Genomic DNA, 20,052 nt, shown 5'->3' on the forward strand with positions numbered 1-20,052 from the left:
TTGCACTTCGTCATCCCGAAGCACCTCACTCACCGTCATCCTGAGCAAAGCGAAGGATCCAGTAAAATCTTGTAATTACTTAACTTAACTGGATTCTTCAGGCTTTCAGCCTTCAGAATGACACGCTTAGTTTGTCATGCCCGCCTCCGAGCGGGCACCTCCCTCTCGTGATTGCCTACTTCTTCAAGCAATCAAGTGCAGTATCATGCAACAGTCCATTCGTCGCAATGCTCGTGAAGCCTTCGTAAATCGGAGCCGTCGGCTTGCCGTTTGCATCGAAGAGTTCCGTCTTGCCATCAATCGTGCTGAACTTGCCGCCCGCTTCCTTCATCAAGAGCGGGAACGGAGCAATGTCCCACAGCGAAACGACCGGATCCACCATGATTTCGGCGCGGCCTGCCGCCACCAGGTAATAACCGTAGCAGTCGCCCCAACCGCGATGCAAGCGGGCGCTGCGGCGGAGCTTCGTAAAGCCTTCGCCAAAGCCCTTGTCTTCCATCGTATTGACCGTTCCCGAAAGCACAAGTGCATCGCTCAACTGCGAAACCTTCGAAGCTCGAACTTCGCGACCGTCCAAGAATGCACCACCGCCATTCACCGCCCACACAGCGCTCTTCATTGCCGGTAAGCGGATCACGCTTGCAATCGGAACATTCTTGTGATAAAGGCCAATCAGCGTTCCGAACAAAGGCACACCGTGAATAAACGACTTGGTGCCGTCAATCGGGTCAATCACCCACTGGTATTCCGCATCCGGGCTTTCAATGCCAAATTCTTCGCCAATGACGCCAAAGCCAGGAGTTTCCTTTGCCCAGAATTTGCGGGCGAGTTCTTCCGTACCCTTGTCCGCAATCGTCACGGGTGTCTTATCCGCCTTCCATTCGACGCCAACATCATTCTGGTAATACTTGAGGATATTCTCTTCGGCAAGTTCAGCCGTCTTGAGCGCAATCTTCAAGAGTTCCAGATTCTCGGGAGAGACACCGGCCTTTGCAATTTCGCGATTTTCCATAGCAAGCTCCTAGCCGACCCACTTCTTGACAAGCGAAACGAGGAGTTCGTTTTCTTCGGGCTTGCCGACCGTGATGCGGATGTGTTCCGGCATGCCAAAGCTCGTAAGGCCACGAACGATCATACCGTTCTGTTCCAAGAACGAAACGAGTTCCTTAGCACGTTCACCGATGTGCACGCAAATAAAGTTTGCCTGCGTCGGGAGCACCTTGAAGCCAAGCGCACTAAGTTCGCGATTCAAGTATTCAAAGCCCACAGCGTTGTTCTTGCGGGTTGCTTCAACGTGTGCGGTATCGGCAAGAGCAGCCACGGCGGCCACCTGAGCAGCCTGATTCACGTCAAACGGTGGCTTGATTTTCCACATGGCGCGGACAACTTCAACACTTGCCATCGCATAACCCACGCGGAGCCCAGCCAAACCGTAAATTTTGCTGAAAGTGCGGTTGAGGAACAAGTTCGGGTATTCCGAAAGCAGCGGAGCCATCTTCGGATAATCCGCAGCCGTTGCAAATTCAGCATAAGCTTCATCCAAGAACACGAGAACGTTCGACGGAACCTTATCAAGGAAGCTGCGAATTTCGGCTTCAGTGTAATAGTGACCGGTCGGGTTGTTCGGGTTGCAAATGAAAGCCACGCGAGTCTTGTCGTTGACAGCTGCCGCAAGCTTATCCAGCGAAGCCTTTTCGTCACCTTCGCCAACGCCAATAAAATCGGCTCCGTTCGAAAGCGTCGTAAACTTGTAGACGGAGAACGTCGGCGTAATGCCCACGCAATTGTCACCCTGGCGGATAAAAGCCTTGCCCACCATGTCGATGATTTCATCGGAACCGTTACCAATCACAATCTGGTTGGTCGAAACGCCATACATCTTTGCAATCGCATCAATGAGCTTCGGAGCATCGCCGCGCGGGTACAAGTGCAACGAATTTGCAATTTCGTGGAACGCTTCCACCGCCTTCGGAGAAGCACCCAACGGGTTTTCGTTAGACGCAAGCTTTACAACATTCTTAAGACCATAACGTTCACGAATTTCGTCGATGGACTTGCCTGGGACGTAATCGGAAAGTTTTGAAAGTTCTGGACGCGGTTCGACCACAAATACCTCCATTTTAACGCGTGTAAATTTAGCTTTTACCGAGCGATTTATCTAACTTTGATGGACATGAAACACATTCTTTGCCTGCTATTTGCGATTTTAGTAACAAATGCTTTTGCAGTGGACCATTTCTGGGACATGCGCTACAACTTTGGCCCCGAAAGCCGCCCATCCCCAAAGATTGGCGTCGGTCTAGGCATCCGCTCTCCGTTCAACTCCGATGTGCTTTTCCCCATCAACTTCACGACTAGACTCAACAAAGAATTCGACGTCGGTGCAAAACTCGACATCAACACTTATGGTCAGCTCGAAGAAATCAACACCGCCTTGGACATTGGCGTCCGTTACCGCTACAAGCCAAGCTCTTTCATCGCATTTGACGGCTACCTCGACTTGAGTGAAACGAGCCAAAGCGCATTGGCATTCACCATCGGCACGCAACAGTTTATCGCAAAGTGCTTCGCAAACTACTACGAACTCCGCGCAGGTTTCCTTGACGGTGCAACCGGCAAAGACGGCTACGTAAAGTTCTCGGCATCCATGATTCCGACAATTGTTTTCGGACAAGTTCTCCGCATGTTCCTTGAAGTCACCTCATCGGCTAGCGTGGGTAACCTCAAGGACGACTTCATGGTTGACATTATCCCGAAGATTGAACTTACCTTTGGCGGTACGCACGTCCGTATTGACTTCGACGTGGGCGTCATGCAAGAAAAGAACAATGATCGTAAGACCATTGCTCTTTACGTTATGACAGCTTTATAGCAACTTCGCCGCAGTGAGCAGCAACGTCATTCCGAGTCCGTTAGGACGAGGAATCCAGTTATTTCTAGCGAATAATTTTACTGGATCCTTCGATACGAACCTAACGGTTCTTCACTCAGGATGACGCCTCTGTCTACCACCTATTATTTCACCACAAACATTCCGTCCTTGTAGTCCACCACGGCAGGCTTTGCCGCACTCACGGTTCCCGAGAGTATAGCGTGGCTCAACGGACGTTCTATGTTGCGTTCGATGTAACGCTGAATCGGGCGAGCACCGAATTCCGGCTGGTAAGCACCTTCCGCAATGGCATCAAGTGCCGCATCCGAAAGTGTAAGCACCAAGTCCTGACGGGCAGCGCGGTTCGCCAAATCCGCAAATTTGAGTTTCACGATTTCGCGAATCTGCTTCTTCGAGAGGCTCTGGAACACAAGCACTTCGTCCAAACGGTTCAAGAATTCCGGGCGGAAGAACGCATGCAAGTCAGCTTCAACATCCGCAAGCGCAACCTGCGGCGGTTCACCGTTCTTGGCACTAGTCGCACTCAAGCGGAACTTCTCGGCACCCAAGTTCGAGGTCATCAAAATCAAGGTGTTCTTGAAGTTCACCGTACGGCCCTTGCCGTCCGTCAAACGACCGTCATCGAGCACCTGCAACAGCGTATTGAACACGTCCGGATGCGCCTTCTCGATTTCGTCGAGCAAAATCACGCAGTACGGATGCGTACGCACGGCTTCGGTCAGCTGGCCGCCCTCTTCGTATCCCACGTATCCCGGAGGAGCACCGATCAAACGGCTAACGCTATGTTTTTCCATGTATTCGCTCATGTCGATACGGACAAGTGCGTTTTCGCTATCGAAAAGTTCCACAGCCAAAGCCTTTGCAAGTTCCGTCTTACCCACGCCCGTCGGGCCCAAGAAGAGGAAGCTTCCAATCGGCGCATTTTCACGGGAGAGGCCGCTACGGTTACGCAAAATGGCTTCGGACACGGCTTCGACAGCTTCGTCCTGGCCAATCACGCGGGCATGCAAACGTTCGTCCAAGTGCAACAACTTCGCCTTTTCACCTTCGCAAAGCTTTGTCACCGGAATTCCCGTCCAACGGCTCACCACAAGGGCAATCGTCTCTTCGGTCACTTCTTCGCTCAAGCCACCTTCTTCGGCACTCTTGCGGAGCGCTTCGGTCTTTTGAGCCAGTTCCTTTTCGATGTTCACAATCTTGTTGTACTTGAGTTCAGCAGCACGGTTCAAGTCGTAACGGGCTTCGGCCTGTTCCATCTCGTCCTTTGCGGCCTTCAAGGATTTCTTCAAGTCCTGAACTTCGGCAAATGCGGCACGGCGGTCTTGCCAGCGTTCCTGCATCTGCTTGACCGCAGCATCCGTCACAGCCAAGTCTTCACGGAGTTCTTTCAAGCGCTTGACGCTCGCTTCATCCGTTTCCTTCGAAAGCGCCTGCTCCTCGATTTTCATCTGGAGTTCCTTACGTTGCAAGGTATCGAGTGCTTCCGGGACCGTATCCATCTGCGTTTTCACAAGGCTTGCCGCCTCGTCGATCAAGTCAATGGCCTTATCCGGGAGGAATCGGTCACTGATGTAACGGTTCGAAAGCTTCACAGCAGCCACGAGCGCGTTATCGTGCAGACGCACGCCATGGTGCGCATCAAAGCCATCCTTAATGCCACGCAAGATGGAAATTGCTTCGTCTTCACTCGGTTCCGAAACCTGCACCGGCTGGAAACGACGTTCCAAAGCAGAATCCTTTTCGATGTACTTACGGTATTCCTGAGTCGTCGTTGCACCAATGCAATGGAGTTCGCCACGAGCAAGTTTCGGCTTAAGCATATTGCCCAAGTCCATGGAGCCTTCGGTCTTGCCCGCCCCCACAATGTTGTGGAGTTCGTCGATGAACATAAGCGTGTTGCCATCTTCTTCAATAGCGTCAATCACAGATTTGAGACGTTCTTCAAAGTCGCCACGGTACTTGGCACCCGCCATCAAGGCAGACAAATCAAGTGCAAAGACCTTCTTGCCCTTCAACGCATCCGGCACGTCGCCGCGGTAAATACGTTCGGCAAGGCCTTCGACAATAGCCGTCTTACCCACGCCCGGTTCACCGACCAAGCATGGATTGTTCTTTGTCTTACGGCTCAAAATCAAAATCACACGGCGGATTTCTTCTTCACGGCCAATCACCGGCGAGAGTTTTCCGTCAGCCGCCATTTCGACAAGTTCACGGCCATAAAGCTTTAACGGAGACTGTTCCTCAGCATTCGCAGCCCCTGCAAACGGATCTGAAAGCCAAGTTTCCACCACTTCGGTCGAGCCAAGAGCATCTTCAAAGACCTTGGCAAGTCCACGGTCGCCCGAGAACTTCATCAACGCCACAAGCAAATCGCCCGGCGTCACCATACGGCTGACCTGACGAGCAGCCTGCACTGCGGCACGCAAAATACGGTTCAAGTCGCTATCCGGTTCTACATCCGGGTTTACGCCTTCCATGCGCGGGATTTTCTGGACAAACGGTTCCAAACGGCCACGGAGTTCGTTCGTCTTGACGCCCTTGGACTTATAGAGTTTCTTCAGAGTTGCATCGGGGCCTTCAACAAGACCAACGGCCAAATGAGCCGCACCCAAATAGGAGTGCGAACAGCGGTCGCGCAAGCTTTGCGCCTTGGCCAAGACCTTTTCTGCATCGTTAGTAAAATCTGACATTATTATATCCTCTTTTTTTACGCCTTACCCTATGCAAATGGCGTGCCAAAACGCCCCTAGCTCCCTAAAATCGCGATTTTCAGCGAAAAAACGGCAATTCAAGCCGTTCCAAGTTCCCACCCTATTCAAAAAATAACACGCCAGCGTTTCAAAAGCAACGTTTCAAAGGATTTTTTTGAAACAACCCTTTCTGTCATTCCCGCGAAAGCGGGAACCTCCTTACACACTTATCACAGCAGACTTATAGCCTGACGGTCTCATCGCACATTTCGCAAACGGCAGTCCTATGCGTCACAAAAAGCATCGTCTTTTCCGGGAAGGCCTCGAACAGCCGACGGTAAAGTTCCGCCTCGGTCGCCTCGTCCAGCGACGAGCTGATTTCATCAAAAAGCAAAATGCGGCCCGGGCGCAAAAGCCCTCGGGCAATCGCAATACGCTGTGCCTGGCCTTCGCTAAGTCCATGCCCGCGTTCACCGATTTCGCAGTCCAGGCCATTCGGCAAGTCCAAGACAAACTCTGCACAGGCAATCTGCAAAGCGCGGTGCATTTCTTCATCGGTCGCATCCGGTTTTGCAAGCTGCAAATTGTAGCGCACGGAGCCGTTCATCAGCGTGTTGCCCTGAGGCACGTACACAAAATTCGAACGGGTCGCCTCCGAAACAGCCACATTCTCGCGTTCCGTATAAAGTTCAATCCTACCAAAATCGGGCTTGATAAACCCAAGCAAAAGCCTGAACAAAGTCGTCTTGCCCTTGCCCGTCTCGCCCATGATGGCATTTTTGCTGCCCGGCTTAAAATCGTGCGAGAACCCGCATACCACTTCGCGGTCCCCACCCTTATACCCAAAACTTACGTTGTCCAAGCGCAACCCGAGCCGCCCGCGCATTTCCAATGGCGATTCCAAAAGCATTTCCGCGCGCGATTCCCCCGGAGTCTCGTCCGCGCCTTTTTCCAGTTCATCCAAGCGGTCAATGCTAGCCGTCGAATGCACCAGCTGCGGCACCATCCCAAGCAACGTCAAAATCGGATGCTGAATTTGCCCGACCAGCTGCAAAAAAGACGTCATCACGCCAAAAGTGATGGTCCCCTCGCGCAGCCCAAGCCCGCCCCAAATAAAGGCAAGCAAGTACCCCAGCCCAAACGCAGAGCCAATCGCAAACCGAGCCACCGCCGTAAAACGCGTCCGGCGCAGGACATCGCCTTCAAGCTTATTTTGTTTTAAACCAAGGCGTTCCAGCACCCAGTTTTCGCTTTCGAGCGAGCGCAACACGGCGTTGTATTCCACGCCCTCCTGCACCTGCATCTGGATGCGGCTTTCGCCTTCGCGAATTTCAAGCGTCATATTACGCAAGCGCCGAGAAATCAGCTTCCCTACCACGACCAGCACAGGGGTCAGCAACAACAGCGCCCACGCCAACCGCGCATCGAACCAGCGCATCAGCAAAAACGCGCCCACAAGCTGGATTCCGGTCACCGCCATCTGCGGAATCGTATCGATAATAGAAGTCGATACCGTTTCAATATCCTTCGAAAGCCTCGAAGACACATCGCCCGAATGCAGTTCATGGCCATCAAAAAGCTTACGCCTGAACAGCGTGCCAAAATAGAACAGCCTAAGCGCATTCGTCTTTTTGACCGTCGCAGCGGCCGTCATGTAGTAATACAGAAGCCTAAGGACAATCGTCCCCACAACCGTAAGCACCAAGAACAAAATCATCTGCAAAATGTCGTCTTGCGTCCCGGTGCGAATCGTCTCGTCGATAAACCGCTTGCTGAGCCATATCATCAAAAGACCGCACGCCACGCGCCCGATCCCCGCCAAAATGCGGATGACGATATTTACGCGAACATCTTTTGTTCCGCGCCACAGCCAAGCGACATACTTCATTCGAGCACGTTCACCTTTTGCCATTCACCGACAATCGCAGCGACATCGATCCGAGCCTGTTCTTCGCTCACGTCATATTCGTTGCAAAGAGCAACAGCAAGCGCTTCCACAGTAAACTCGCCCATTTCCTCAGCCTTTTTCCAGAGCCACGCGGCCGTTTCGTTCAAGCACAAAAGGCGACCAAAATCCAGAGCGCCAATACCTTCGCCCATAATCACCTGTTCGCCACACACATCGCGCAATACAAAACCGTTCTTAATTTTCATTTTTTCACCTTTCTATAAATCCAAAGTAAATAATTTCTCACTGGCAAAAGAATATACCATATTTTAGATGCAATCCGAGAACGCCACGCGCTCTGCAAGCATTTTTTTCCGTTCGGCTTGACCACGCAAACCACCTTGGCATAGACCTCAGACCGCTTGCAGTATTCCCGCTGCACAAGGTTTCCATCACCCATGAGGACCACATCATCACCCGAGAGCGCAACGATTCTATGGATAACATAATGTTTTTCTGCATTTTCCAAATGCGCGACATTATCCGGAATAGCATGCGCTAGCACCACATCGCCTACGCACAGATCCACAGGCTTTTCCAGAATCACGCTATCGCGACCGCCCACGATAAATGGCAACATGCTACGGCCGTTCACTGGGAACGTAACGCTCACGCCCTCGCCCACTAGGCGAATCGCCTCGGCCATGATGAGCGCATCACTTTTTTTCGCGGAATCCATCATTGAATCTCACGAGCAATCGTCTGGCAGCAAAGCTTTGCAGCCTCTTCATCGGGCAAGCATTCCAGATACCATATCGGTACATTCGAGGCAAGCCCGTTTTGCGTGAGGTGTAAACCATCGGCAATCTTCTTGTCCCAGCGCATTCCCGAAATTCCCGGCATAATCGCCGCATACGCAGACACACCTTTCAACGGGGAAATCTTGTTGAACGGAGCCTGCGACAAAAGCACAAAACCGCCCAGTTCAAATTTGACATTCTTGTAGCAAGGCGTCTTTCCGCTCCACGGCGAGCCATAGGCAACCGCAACCTTTTTGCCGTCTTTTTCGAACAAACGCACTACAGGGTTATCGTCATTGAACAGCTCCGTACCCTCAATGTACTTGAGCCAAAGCCTTGCATGCGTACTTTTGCCCGTACCGCTCTTGCCCAAGAACAAATAGCCAAGCCCCTTATAGCTCACGCACGCCGCATGGAACAACGCAGTGTCAAGCCCCGCAGTCGCAAGAGCATACAAGACCATAATCGCATTGTTCAGCGCAAACTGGCGCATTCCGGTAATCGCCGCACCATCGCATTTTTCGCCTAAAAACAGTACCGCATGCTTAAAATCCTTTTCGCAAACAAGCACGCCCGTCGACTTATCCAAAAGCCAAAAGTCAAATACCGGCAAGCCTTCTGCCGTACGCCCACATACAATGGACTGGCCCTCATCTTCTTGGCGGGTATCCTCGGTAAATTCAGGCGCTACAGCCTCATGCACCGCAAGCGAAAACACAGGCTTTTCACAGCACGCATCGCAAAAATCCACCTCAAAAGGCTCGTAATTGCTCATTTGCGAGAGCAATTCATCGCAAGCCTCGACACAAAAAACATGGTCAGCAACTTTAAAAAATTTCTTATTCATTAGTAATCTTCACAGCTTAACCGAATCGTTTCCGAGCTATCAAGAAAACTAAAGAGCAATTTTCCGACGCCGGATACGCTCGGGAATAAGCGAAATGGTATTGATCCAATATTTAGATTCTTTGTAAATATAATATTGAGGAGCTATGGGCAATATGCGCAAGTTATTAAAACGGTCGCTGATCCAGCGTTTAAGCACATTGCGTTTGTATGTTCTTTTAGCTCCAAAGTCGCCTTCGGCAAATGTCGCGCGGTACAGAATCCGGCTAAAGAATTTGCTGGGCTTGCAAAGCATTTTATCCTGAGGCAACTTGAATACACGCCCCAAGACGCCCATAATAGCAGCACACCCCTGCCGCATACCGATTTTCTTGGCAAATTCCCATGTGTACTGACGGTCCGCCTCGGTCGAGTGTGTCAGCAACATATAGTAATCCATGTACTGCCTAAGGCTTACTCCAGAAAGCAAGGCGTGTTTGTACAAATGAACGAGCTGCATCAGTAGCGCAAAACGGATACTTGGGCTGTAAAAGCCTTCGGGCGTAAGCGTCAGGTTCTCAAGCTCTGGTTCGAGGACTTTCAGGATTTCGTCGTAAGTCTTGTTCAAGCGGACGGCATATGTTGCAGACGTGGGCTTGTGATGGACTTCTACAAGCACGCCTTTTTCGTCTACAAATTCAATGTCGTGATAATTTGGAGTTACATGTTCAAGGTTTTGAATCCCTAGACTGTGCAATAACTCTAGGACCTTGTCGAAACCGCCGGGAACATAGATGTCGATATCGCCGGGTTGCCTTGAAAACGGATCAGGATACAAGCGAGCATTGGCTTGGCCTTTCAAGATGGCGCTGCGGAACCCACGTTCAGCAAACAGCTGCGTGTAACGGGCCGATTCCTGATAGAAAAGGCGGTTCTTGCCACGGATAGCCTCGGCATCTCTCGCCCAAAGCAGCATTAATAAGCGTGGCGGTTGAGATTCCTTGGGTAAACGCGCTATGGCGTTATAAGCGACCCCCAAAAGCGTTTGGCGATGCGCCATTGTGTAGAGCGCTTGCCACTCCTTGTCGGTCGGTATATACGGAAAAACCTGCGAGAGCCCGAGGGCGACTCGCAGGAGTTCACAGAACATTTCGTCGAGCGAATGTTTCAAGGCTTAAGCCTTGGGATCTGTAATATCATCGAGGTTCAAGCCAAAGATAACGTTGCTTCTAGTTGGTGCGTTACTTGGATCGCAAGAACCAGCCAAAAGGTTTGTTTTGCATTCAAAATCGATGGTGTGCATCTTAGGAGTTTCGTATTGCTTTTTCATGATAAATCTCCTTTGGATTAGTGCTTGATGACTTTCTTGTTGACGTACATGATCTTGTTCTGGGGCTTGCCGTTCAGCTTGCGGCCCTTGAGGTCATAGTAACGGTCCTGCATCTGGATGTCGCCGGTTCTGGTGTTCATCTTGCCGATAGACAATGTACCACCATTTTTGTCTAAGAAACGGACATTGATAACTTCAGGAAGTTCTTCTACTGCGGACTTGCGCAAACTATTGTTGCTATATCCACTGCCTGTACAGGTCAAGTAAGCACGCATTGGATAAATTGTCGCACTGAGTGCTTTTACAAATACACCGTCTTCAGAGTCATAACCATAAAGGTTATCTGCACTATCCCAATGTTTGTAAGCGTATGTGCCAGTGAATTCCCAGCAAGATTTTTCCAACGTAACGGAATGCTCGTCATCGCCTGTTTTCTCTACTGTATAGCCCGAAGCTTTGTTAAAAGTAAACGTTTTTGGAGAACCCAAAACCTCTACAAGATAGGGCTTGTTTGCTTTAATTTCATCAGTGCTTTGCATATCAAGCGTAGTTGTGCTCGGATTATAGCCCGTCGGGTAATAAGCGGCTAAGATGTTCTCACTTTCAGAAGGTTTGACCGTTACCGGAAGCATAAGAGTGGAATACAGGGCGGATTCAGTACCACGTTCAACTACAATTTTATTTATCCCCGAGGAAACACCATCTGCAATCGAGACTTTATTACACGATGCGTTCGACTGCAACGTCAACGTGGAACCTGAAGCAGAGACACAATCTACAGCCCAGGCTGCGGTTGAACCCAACAAAGCGACTGTTGCCATAGCGGCAAAACGTGTCAGATGTATTTTTTTCATAGTTTTTCGTCCTTCTTTTGAAATTCTAGCAAGAAAAATAGTTTAAAATATTCTTACTTGCAATATAAAACACGTAATTACGTATTCTTTTTGTAAGTTTTTTTTCTTCAAACCCACAAAACGGAACAAAAAGTTCCAGTCATATTTCAAAAAAGCCTAATGGAAAACATCCCACAGCGAAAGCTTACGCATTTTGATGCGGACCGGTACCGACCGTAAAAAAGACCTCAGGTAGTCAAAAAAGATCCAGGCGACTTCGGACGGAGCAAACCAGAACAAACTAAAATCACGCGATTTACGTTTTAGCCACCGTACCAAAAAGTGGACTTGCACTTCGCGCCGCTCCAATTTGCGGTACTTGCCAAAGTTCGCCCCATTGAATATTTCGTCGAGCATCCTTTCGCCACGCTTTCGGTCTGGCGCACAAATCATTTCCGATTCACCCAGCCCCCAGACGCGCTCCAAGACCCACATCAAGGCGCCCGCAGACCGCAACAGCCCTAAAGAAGACAGCTGCGCATTCACATCACGCCGGTCTTGCACGGAGGAATGCTTCAGGAGTATATAGTAATCGAGAATCTGCTTAAACCCGATGCCATTTTTCAAAAAATGCTTTTGAATATGCGCAAGCTGCATCGTAAGCGCAAATTTCATCGACGGCACGTAAAAACCTTCGGGCACCAGCTCTACATCCTGGATTTCACGGTCCAAAAAGCGGAGGAGGCGGCTCGTCGAGAACGGATTAAAGTTACCAGAAGAAGGCTTGTAGTGGATTTCGACGGTGACACTACGATCCTTGCAATTCAAATGGATATGGTGTTCCGAAAGCAGGTCTTTGGGGTTAATCGCAAAACCCATCTTGGGCAACAGCTCCAGAATCTTTTTGCGGCCGCCCTCGACCCACAAGTCGATATCGCCGGCATGGCGCATCGCAGGTTCGGGGTAAAGCCTTGCATTGGCAGGGCCTTTAAGCACAGCAGTCTTACACCCCTGCGCGGTAAAAAGCGCCGTCAAGCGAGCTGTTTCGGCATTCAAATGCTGGTTATGCCCTCTAACCGTCTCCGCTTCGCTCGCCCACTGAAACGCGATATCCAGCGGGGGCTGCTGTTCCTTGGGCAAACGGCAAATCGCATGGTAGACAACGGCAACAATCTGCTGCTTCAGGCACACAGAATGCAATTCGAGCCACTGTTCCGCGTCAAGCGTATGCGTCAAGCAGTGAGTAGCGTCATTTGCACCAACGGCAATCCGCAAAAGCTCGTACAAAGCCTCTTTTTCTAATGAATTCATTGCCTCAAATTAGAAAATATATGGCAAAATCATCGTTTTTTACCCCAAAACCGCCTAAAAATCAGTGTTGTAGGCCGTTGTAAGTGTTGTAAACCTTTACATCGGAAATGTTCCAAAAAACACCACTAATACTCCAATTTAAACTATTTTATGGATACAAAACCAAACATCCCATACACCAAAACAACGGCACCTCTCACGAGATGCCGTTGTTTCTTTTTTACATGCTTTTCTTGTTTTATTCGAAATGGTTTTGTACTTTACTTGTATTGACAACCCATAATACTCCAAAGCCCTCTTGCGAGGGCTTTTCCATTATGCACTCCGTCATTCCGACAACTTCATCGTCGTTCTGAGCGCAGCGAAGAACCCAGTCGAAGTCAAAATCTCGTCGTTCTGAGCGTAGCGAAGAACCCAGTTAAATCTTGTTCTACAAACTAGATATAACTGGATCCTTCACGCTTCGCGTTCAGGATGACGATGCTTCACCGTCATTCCGAATGAAGTGAGGAATCCAGTCAAAGTTATAATTTCGTCGTTCTGAGCGCAGCGAAGAACCCAGTCAAGTCTTGTATTATCGTCCACCGACGAGGATTTGGTCCACCTTAATGGAGGGCTGGCCGACAGTGACCGGCACGTGTCCCGAAGAGGCTCCACAAACGCCTGCGGCCTGTTCAAAGTCTGAGCCGACCATGCTAATGCGCGGCATAATCTCGTGACCTTTACCGATAAGCGTTGCGCCACGGACCGGTTCACAAATCTTGCCATTACGAATGACGTAACCTTCATCGACGGCAAAGTTGAATTCACCCGTTGCCGGGTTCACAGAACCGCCTGCCATGCGGGCTGCATAGAGGCCGTTATCCACGCTTGCAATCATGGAGTCAAGAGTATCCTTGCCCGGCGCGATAAACGTATTGCGCATGCGGCTTACAGGCGCGTACTTGTAGCTTTCACGGCGGGCACTTCCGGTGCGTTCAACACCTACTTCCATGGCGCCCACGCGGTCGCTCATGTACGTTTTCAAAATACCGTTTTCGATAAGCGTCGTGCGCTGCGTCGGCGTTCCTTCGTCATCGTACTTGAGACTTCCCCACACGCCGTCCATCGTACCATCGTCAATGGCAGTCAAGCAAGGCTGGCCAATCGCTTCACCAAGCTTTCCGCAGAACGGACTTGCATTGCGACGGATAGATTCCGTCTCCAGCGGATGACCGCAAGCTTCGTGGAAAATCACGCCGCCAAAGCCATTGCCCATCACGACCGGCATCTGGCCGCCTGTGATGTAGCCGGCATCGAGCATGCGCAGCACGCGCTCGCCACATTCCGTTGCCAAAGCTTCTGGAGAATAGTTTGCTAAAAGTTCATAACCGCCAAGAGCGCCCGGAGCTTCGTGCGTCGTCAAGCGTTCCGTGCCGTCCGTTGCCGTCACGTTCACGTTTACACGCAAGCGGCCACGAGTCATTTCCAGATGCAAGCCTTCGCTATTCAAAAGAGAAATCGAAGTGCAGCTGTCGGTTACGCTAGCGCCCACCTGAGCAATCTTCGGCGAGAGCGCACGGGCCGCCTTGTCTGCACGGAACAAGAAGTCCTGCTTCATGGCCTGGCCGAGCACGCGCGGATCCTTGTAAGCGGCCGTGTTAAAATCGCAAATGCGCTTTTCAGGAGCAAATTCAAAAGGCCTTGCAGCCGAGCCTTCCGCCCCCGCTGCGGCGGCAATGCGCCCGAACGCAAGCGTCTTCACAAGCTTCACGAGAGCTTCTTCGCTGTCGTCGCTCGTGAACCCGTACAGGACTTCCGTCCCGTACAAAAGGCGAACGCCGATACCGTACTCGGTACCCGCGGTCGCCGTTTCAATCTGGCGATCCTTCAAGCCGAGGCTTGAACTGCGGGTCTCTTCCTCAAAAATTTCAACAAAGTCAGCCCCGGCACTCTTGCCGGCTTCAAAAATCTTGACGGCAACTTCCGGATTCATCTTACACCTCGCCGTTCATCTTCTTGCGCACCGGGATTCCGGCAGCAAGCATTTCGCCCTTGATACCAGGGACCGTATAATCGCCAAAATGCACCATTGACGCGACCAGTGCCGCATCGGCACTCGTCTTGCGGAACAAGTCCACGATGTGCGCCGGAGTTCCAGCACCACCACTTGCAATCACAGGCACTTGCACAGCCTTTGCAATCATGTCGGTAATCGTGAGTTCGTAGCCGTTCTTGACGCCATCAGTGTCAATGGAGTTCAAGCAGATTTCGCCAACGCCGAGTTCCTCGGCGCGCTTTGCCCACTGCAAAGCGTCGATGCCCATCGCCTGGCGACCACCGCGAATAAACACTTCGTAACCGCTCGGAATCTTGTCCGAAACGCCCACGAACTTCGCATCCATGCCAAGCACGATGCACTGGCGTCCAAACGCCTTTGCGCCTTCGGCAATGATTTCCGGGTGCAGCACAGCAAGGCTGTTCACGCTCACCTTTTCGGCCCCTGCGAGGAGCGCTTCGTGCATGTCGTCCAAGTTGCGGATACCGCCACCCACTGCAAACGGGATAAACACGCGCTTTGCAATCTGACGGATCATTTCCATGTCACACGGGCGGTTTTCGGCGCTCGCCGTGATATCGTAAAAAACGAGTTCATCGACACCGTCATCGCTATAACGCGCACCCATTTCTACAGGGTCGCCAATGTCGATATTACCTTTAAACTTTACACCCTTCGTGACCTTGCGGTTACGGACATCCAAGCAGACAATTAAACGTTTCGTGAGCATATTCCAAATGTAGAAAACTGGCAAAAGCCGTCAACAACAAAGAGCCCGGTACATCAAACCGAGCTCTTTCAAACGCATTTTTCCAAGCGATTAGAGATTCTTTTCGATGGCGTTCTTGAGCGTATTCTTCGGCACTGCACCGACGACGTTACCCACTTCGACACCGTTTTTGAACAACTTCATGTTCGGAATGTTCGTGATGCCAAAACGAGCGCAAATGTCCGAAACACCTTCGTCATCGACGTTGATCTTTGCAACGATTGCGCGACCGTCGAATTCGTTGGAAAGTTCTTCGACCACCGGGCCCATCATCATACACGGACGGCACCAGGTTGCCCAGAAGTCAACAAGCACAAGCTGACCCGAAGAAATAACTTTGTCAAAGGATTCTGCAGTAAGATTCAAAGCTGCCATAAAAATTTCTCCTATATACCGATAGGAAATATAGCAAACTACAACGTCATTCCGAGTCCGTTAGGACGAGGAATCCAGTTATTTCTTCCTCATCTTCGCGCAATAGATGGGTCCGCAGCCACGGGTCTTGTCCGGCAAAATATGAACGCCGAGTTCCGTGCGGTCCGCGCCCTCCGGCAAGTCCTCAATTCGAACAAATTCCATCATCTTGCGTTTCTTCAAGATTTTGGCGACCACAGCATCGTTTTCGAGAGGCGAAAGCGCACAAGTTCCGTAAATCAGCTCACCACCCGGCCTAAGCGCATCCACCGCCGATGCAAGGAGCGAGCCCTGTTCCACCGACAAGCGCTTCACGCGCTTCACCGACCACACCTCCAAATGTGAAGGCGAATTCAGCACATGCCTATCCGAAGAGCACGGCGCATCAAGCAAAATGCGGTCGTAGCATTCCTTCTTGTGCATGCCGAACTTCACGCCATCGTAGCCCGTGACGTTGATAATCGAGCGCCAAGACTCCGGCAAGGAATTTTCGAGCACATGCTGCAAGCGGAGACGCCTATCCGGCGAGCGGTCATTGCACTGGAGCGAACCTTCGCCCTTGAGCATCGAGGCAATCACGAGCGATTTGCCGCCCGGAGCAGCGCACATGTCAAGCACATCCATTCCAGGCTCTACCGCAAGCGCCTTAGCCGCGAACACCGAAGCCTCGTCCAAGAAATACGGTTCCAAGGCGTCATCAAACTGGAGCTTTGTAGCACAGCCCTCGCCCTTCAGCGATTCCAGCAACGCAGGCCAGCGCTCGCCATAAACCTCTTCAAAGTAGTCAAAAAATTCCATGACACAAATTTAGTCATTAGTCAATAGTTCTTAGTCATTGACGCTCCAAACTCAATAAAAATGCCCTTTAAAAACCGACTTTTCAACTTTATCTGTAATATTTTTTGATTTTTCCCAAATTTAGCCCATACTCAAGTGTTTTCTTCAGTAAAAACATTACAAAACACCCGCAAAAAGCACCCTCTTTATCCAATTTCGCTTAATTTATATACAAAATTACGTAAATTTCCGCATTTTTCCCTAATTTTTCACGTAAAAAACGCACTTTTTCCAAATTTCGCACATCCGGCGGCATCTCGAGGCATTCTGCCGCCGCACAAAACAAAAAACTCTCTGCTCAGGAGTAAGAGCAAAGAGTTTTTAGTTGAGCTACCAGGATTCGAACCTAGACAAACAGAGTCAGAATCTGTTGTGCTACCGTTACACCATAGCTCATCAGTGCGCACCAATTTTAGAAAATAATTTTCACTTTTGCAAGGGGTTATTGAAAATTATTTTTCAGTTTGTAAAGTTATTGGCTCAAAAGTCATCCATTGCTGGTCGAGAGTATCATTTTTCGGCAGCTGCACATGAGCCGATCTCACGTAATCGTCAAAAGCAACACCTGCATTCTGGAGAGCCTTCAAAACCTTCGGGTCACCAGAATAAAGAACTATATCATGTCCGCCAGCCGGGAGATCGACAATCTTCAACATATTGCAGACCATCTCTCTCACAAAATGGCTCGTACCCTTCAAACCAACAACCACACTGTTTGCCATGCAATTATCAGACAGCGTCGTATCAGTGCCGTCAAAGGCAAGCTTGACACCGCTCACCAGCACAGAAGGCTTCAAGAGGTTCGTTTCGCCAATCGAGAGCGTGTCCTTTTTCTTGAATTCCGTTGCAAGCACATAACGGCTCACACCGGCAAGAGCAACGGCGCCCTCTTCATCGAGCAAGCGGTATTCCATGCGCAAGCTGTCGTGCGGGACCTTTTCCGGAGCAGGCATCACCCAGCGTCCAGAATCATCCGTCACCGTCTGCATCACAAAGCCAATGGAATCGCCTTCGACAAATTCAAAGCCGTACAAATCGGTAATCATCTGGACCTGAACATTTGCGCAAGCCGTATCACCGCACAAGACCGTACCAGACAAGTAAGCGCGTTCTCTCTTCTTTTCTTCAAGCTTGATCAAAGTATCGACTTCCATCGTCGTACTCCAGATGAACGGGCCCTTAGAAATCGTATCGCCAGACTTTACTTCGCCATCCATGTTCCATGTACGATAAATTAACGTATCGGCAACACCGGAATCGGCAAGACGAGCCACGATCTGCGGATCGCCCGGGCAGAACCCAAGCCACCATTCACCGGCAGGGATAAGCATCGAGAACGAATCACCAGCAAACACGCTCTGCGAGAACGGAGTGCCCGGCATGTAGACCTTGAAATGGTCCCCGACTACCACAGACGGTTCGACCACATTTTCATACATGAGCACACTGCTAAACACGGCAGCCTTTTCAAGCTGGATGCTATCCAACACTGTGCCATTCTTGCCCTTCGTCACGGTAGCACGCGGCTTGTACGAAATTTCTTGGTACTCGGCATCGATTACGGCAAGCTGGAACGTATCAGACATTACAGAATCAAACGAGAACATGCCCTGCTCGTTCGTCACCGTTTCGATATAATCCATTTCTGCAAGAGTATCGCCAACAGACGGTTCACGCGCAATGCGGACCATGGCTGATACAGCACGAGAACCATCGGTACGAGTCACCACGCCACCAAGCGCAATCGTGTTACCCGTGTCCGTAACAGTTCCGGTCAACTGACCGTTTTCGCTCGTGCAAGCGAACATGCAAGCGCAAACTGCGACAAGCAATCCTATATACGACTTAGCAAACTTCATCTTCACCCTCCCCATCATCGACCTCAGGCGGAAGAGCCAACTTTTCCTTGCTCAGCGGGAAGAACTGGATGTTCAGTTCGCAAACCATGGATTCACCATCGTCCGAACGGACGATATCCACGATTTCCTTACGGAACAGATCAATCTTGCTAATGATTCGTTCCAATCCCTGCGCCGACACACTCATCGTCATACAAGATACATTTCTACGTTCCGTACTGTAGTGATCTAGCGCATCCTTACCCAAATCAATCATCTGCTTTTGGAACTGATGAACGAAAAGCGGGGCGATTTCACTGCCATTCGTAATTGCCTTGTTTACGGAATGGTAGAATCCATCATCGCCAAGCTCTATAAGTCCCAAATTCAGAAGAAGCTGGATGGTCTGTTTTGCCTGCGGGAGAGAAATTTTCGGATTCAAGAAGAGTGCGAGTTCCTGAATGTTCTTGTCGTTGATTTTCAACACGGCAAGAGCTTCGCGCGCAACCACGTAATACCACTTGCTATAGTATTCCTGCTGGTTCTTGGTCAAGTTCTTGATCGTACGCGGGAGGAGCGCAGACATCTGGTCGAAGATCTGCTGCTTCGAAGAAGCGGTCGTCGCATGAGTGAAGTCCACCATCAAGGTGAAGTAACGACCTTCCCTTTCGTTAAGCCCGAGTGCTGCGATAAATTTCGGGAGCATCTGCGGAGTGAGCGACTTGCGGCCGCGGATCAAGTCCAGGTAGAGACCGGACGAGGAATACCCAGCCTTCTTTGCAAAAGACCGGTACGAGAAATACCTCTGCACGGACTTACGGTACTCGTAGTAGTCCTGGAGGTACTTTCGATAATTGTAGTAGGCATATACGTTCATCAATAAGAAATCTAATTTTTTTTGAATTTTTTGGGAACACCTATTTTTGAAAACGTACCGAAAAAAAGCCCTATTCCATTCTAAATTCGACAAAAAAGAACACTTCGAGAACACTTTTTGTTTTTTAGGTGATACGCTTTCAAAAAAAATTGCTTAATTTAAAGGAACACCCAATCCCATCCCTCGGACTTCCGGTTGTACTCCACCGGAAGTCCTTTTGCGTTATAGGCCTACGGCCGTATAACGCCAAATGCTTCGGCTCGGATCTCGTCATGCTGAGGCGCAGCCAAAGCATCCAGTTATATTTCATATACATGACTTTACTGGATCCTTCCGCTTTCAGCGTCAGGATGACAAAGTCGAGGATGACGAGCATCAGGATGACGGCAAAACGTCATGCGTTCTCGATTCTCGTCATGCTGAGCGCAGCGAAGCATCCAGTTATTTTTCATAACCAAGACTTCACTGGATCCTTCCGCTTTCAGCGTCAGGATGACGGTGATGCAAACAATCACTGGATCCTTCCGCTTTCAGCGTCAGGATGACAAAGTCGAGGATGACGAGCATCAGGATGACGGTAAAACGTCATGCAATCTTGATTCCCGTCATGCTGAGGCGCAGTCAAAGCATCCAGTTATATTTCAAGAACTAGACTTTACTGGATCCTTCCGCTTTCAGCGTCAGGATGACAAAGTCGAGGATGACGAGC

The 20,052-nt window shown here is 50.3% G+C and carries 21 protein-coding genes and 1 tRNA gene; 2 read left to right on the top strand and 20 right to left on the bottom strand.

Features of this window, described 5'->3' with window-relative positions:
• Window positions 1-175: 175 nt before the first annotated feature.
• Together hisN and hisC are read right to left on the bottom strand one after the other, a co-directional pair.
• Entirely contained in the window at window positions 176-1,012 is an 837-nt protein-coding gene (gene hisN, locus B7991_RS02465; protein WP_088629423.1) for a histidinol-phosphatase, read from the bottom strand.
• A 9-nt stretch (window positions 1,013-1,021) separates the two neighbouring features.
• Window positions 1,022-2,107 (bottom strand): histidinol-phosphate transaminase, encoded by a 1,086-nt coding sequence (hisC, locus tag B7991_RS02470; protein ID WP_088629424.1) that lies wholly within the window; start codon window positions 2,105-2,107, stop codon window positions 1,022-1,024.
• A gap of 66 nt (window positions 2,108-2,173) precedes the next feature.
• Here hisC and B7991_RS02475 point away from each other — a divergent pair, with 66 nt between their 5' ends.
• Entirely contained in the window at window positions 2,174-2,872 is a 699-nt protein-coding gene (locus B7991_RS02475; RefSeq protein ID WP_141099826.1) for a hypothetical protein, read from the top strand.
• A gap of 143 nt (window positions 2,873-3,015) precedes the next feature.
• Here the strand turns inward: B7991_RS02475 and B7991_RS02480 are convergent, their stop codons facing one another.
• The 18 genes from B7991_RS02480 to B7991_RS14620 form a co-directional block, all read right to left on the bottom strand.
• Window positions 3,016-5,583: an ATP-dependent Clp protease ATP-binding subunit gene (locus B7991_RS02480; RefSeq protein ID WP_088629426.1), complete on the bottom strand. Its 2,568-nt coding sequence runs from the start codon at window positions 5,581-5,583 to the stop codon at window positions 3,016-3,018.
• Between the two features lie 241 nt (window positions 5,584-5,824).
• Window positions 5,825-7,495: an ABC transporter ATP-binding protein gene (locus B7991_RS02485; protein ID WP_088629427.1), complete on the bottom strand. Its 1,671-nt coding sequence runs from the start codon at window positions 7,493-7,495 to the stop codon at window positions 5,825-5,827.
• Window positions 7,468-7,737 carry a PqqD family protein gene (locus B7991_RS02490; RefSeq protein WP_088629428.1) on the bottom strand — a complete coding sequence of 90 codons (270 nt, stop codon included), beginning with the start codon at window positions 7,735-7,737 and terminating at the stop codon, window positions 7,468-7,470. The genes B7991_RS02485 and B7991_RS02490 overlap by 28 nt, the downstream gene beginning before the upstream one ends.
• Window positions 7,734-8,213 carry a S24/S26 family peptidase gene (locus tag B7991_RS02495; RefSeq protein ID WP_217898030.1) on the bottom strand — a complete coding sequence of 160 codons (480 nt, stop codon included), beginning with the start codon at window positions 8,211-8,213 and terminating at the stop codon, window positions 7,734-7,736. The genes B7991_RS02490 and B7991_RS02495 overlap by 4 nt, the downstream gene beginning before the upstream one ends.
• Window positions 8,210-9,118 carry a hypothetical protein gene (locus B7991_RS02500; RefSeq protein ID WP_088629430.1) on the bottom strand — a complete coding sequence of 303 codons (909 nt, stop codon included), beginning with the start codon at window positions 9,116-9,118 and terminating at the stop codon, window positions 8,210-8,212. Before B7991_RS02500 ends, B7991_RS02495 begins: the two co-directional genes overlap by 4 nt.
• Before the next feature lie 48 nt (window positions 9,119-9,166).
• Window positions 9,167-10,267, bottom strand: a complete 1,101-nt coding sequence (locus tag B7991_RS02505; RefSeq protein ID WP_141099827.1) for a nucleotidyltransferase family protein — start codon at window positions 10,265-10,267, stop codon at window positions 9,167-9,169.
• 3 nt (window positions 10,268-10,270) lie between these two features.
• Entirely contained in the window at window positions 10,271-10,426 is a 156-nt protein-coding gene (locus tag B7991_RS14760; RefSeq protein WP_176421742.1) for a hypothetical protein, read from the bottom strand.
• A gap of 17 nt (window positions 10,427-10,443) precedes the next feature.
• Window positions 10,444-11,280, bottom strand: a complete 837-nt coding sequence (locus B7991_RS02510) for a hypothetical protein (protein ID WP_141099828.1) — start codon at window positions 11,278-11,280, stop codon at window positions 10,444-10,446.
• 156 nt (window positions 11,281-11,436) lie between these two features.
• Entirely contained in the window at window positions 11,437-12,570 is a 1,134-nt protein-coding gene (locus tag B7991_RS02515; RefSeq protein ID WP_088629433.1) for a nucleotidyltransferase family protein, read from the bottom strand.
• A gap of 456 nt (window positions 12,571-13,026) precedes the next feature.
• Window positions 13,027-13,155 carry a hypothetical protein gene (locus B7991_RS15060; RefSeq protein ID WP_254917818.1) on the bottom strand — a complete coding sequence of 43 codons (129 nt, stop codon included), beginning with the start codon at window positions 13,153-13,155 and terminating at the stop codon, window positions 13,027-13,029.
• A complete protein-coding gene (locus B7991_RS02520) occupies window positions 13,145-14,545 on the bottom strand; it encodes a TldD/PmbA family protein (protein WP_088629434.1) in 1,401 nt (466 codons plus the stop codon). Before B7991_RS02520 ends, B7991_RS15060 begins: the two co-directional genes overlap by 11 nt.
• A 1-nt stretch (window position 14,546) precedes the next feature.
• Window positions 14,547-15,338, bottom strand: coding sequence for an imidazole glycerol phosphate synthase subunit HisF (gene hisF, locus B7991_RS02525; protein WP_088629435.1), 792 nt, complete (start codon window positions 15,336-15,338; stop codon window positions 14,547-14,549).
• A 90-nt stretch (window positions 15,339-15,428) separates the two neighbouring features.
• Window positions 15,429-15,752, bottom strand: a complete 324-nt coding sequence (trxA, locus tag B7991_RS02530) for a thioredoxin (protein ID WP_088629436.1) — start codon at window positions 15,750-15,752, stop codon at window positions 15,429-15,431.
• Between the two features lie 78 nt (window positions 15,753-15,830).
• On the bottom strand, window positions 15,831-16,589 hold the full coding sequence (locus B7991_RS02535; RefSeq protein ID WP_088629437.1) for an RNA methyltransferase: 759 nt from the start codon (window positions 16,587-16,589) through the stop codon (window positions 15,831-15,833).
• Between the two features lie 364 nt (window positions 16,590-16,953).
• Window positions 16,954-17,024, bottom strand: a tRNA-Gln gene (locus B7991_RS02540).
• A 56-nt stretch (window positions 17,025-17,080) separates the two neighbouring features.
• On the bottom strand, window positions 17,081-18,487 hold the full coding sequence (locus tag B7991_RS02545; protein ID WP_088629438.1) for a hypothetical protein: 1,407 nt from the start codon (window positions 18,485-18,487) through the stop codon (window positions 17,081-17,083).
• On the bottom strand, window positions 18,474-19,343 hold the full coding sequence (locus B7991_RS02550) for a TIGR02147 family protein (protein WP_088629439.1): 870 nt from the start codon (window positions 19,341-19,343) through the stop codon (window positions 18,474-18,476). The genes B7991_RS02545 and B7991_RS02550 overlap by 14 nt, the downstream gene beginning before the upstream one ends.
• A gap of 320 nt (window positions 19,344-19,663) precedes the next feature.
• The gene (locus B7991_RS14620; protein ID WP_141099829.1) at window positions 19,664-19,858 is read right to left on the bottom strand and encodes a hypothetical protein; all 195 of its coding nucleotides are present in this window, start codon (window positions 19,856-19,858) and stop codon (window positions 19,664-19,666) included.
• On the opposite strand from B7991_RS14620, the gene B7991_RS14955 reads away from it, so the two are divergent.
• Window positions 19,845-20,052: hypothetical protein (locus B7991_RS14955; protein ID WP_217898031.1), on the top strand; the 208-nt coding region annotated here is incomplete at its 3' end. The genes B7991_RS14620 and B7991_RS14955 overlap by 14 nt on opposite strands.

This window comes from Fibrobacter sp. UWB3 (assembly GCF_002210405.1).
In the GTDB taxonomy this organism is placed as follows: domain Bacteria; phylum Fibrobacterota; class Fibrobacteria; order Fibrobacterales; family Fibrobacteraceae; genus Fibrobacter.